Here is a 264-nt window from a genome sequence, read left to right as displayed (position 1 = left end):
GAGACGGAGGTGCTCTGGCCGATCTCTTCCGACAGACGATCCAGCAGCGGCTGGACGATGCGCGGCAGCGGCATGGTGGCGAGGCAGCCGGTGCCGAGCCGCAGAACCTTGGGTGTCACGGTGAAGAACTTGCCGTCATAGGCGGCGTAACCCAGCTCTGAAAGCGTCAGCAGGCAACGCCGCGTGGTGGCGCGGTCAAGGCCTGCAATATCAGCCGCATCGGAAATGGAGAGGCGCGGACGCTCGGCGCTGAAGGCTTCGATA

At 64.8% G+C, this 264-nt stretch carries 1 protein-coding gene; it reads right to left on the bottom strand.

Going from position 1 to position 264, the window contains the following annotated elements:
- Positions 1 to 264: helix-turn-helix domain-containing protein (locus tag SB816_RS32525; RefSeq protein WP_410548316.1), on the bottom strand; the 264-nt coding region annotated here is incomplete at both ends.

Origin of the sequence: Achromobacter sp. SIMBA_011 (assembly GCF_046535435.1) — a bacterium.
Classification (GTDB): domain Bacteria; phylum Pseudomonadota; class Gammaproteobacteria; order Burkholderiales; family Burkholderiaceae_B; genus Achromobacter; species Achromobacter dolens.
The sequence above is the reverse complement of the archived record's forward strand: the minus strand, read 5'-3'. Positions and strand labels throughout refer to the sequence as shown.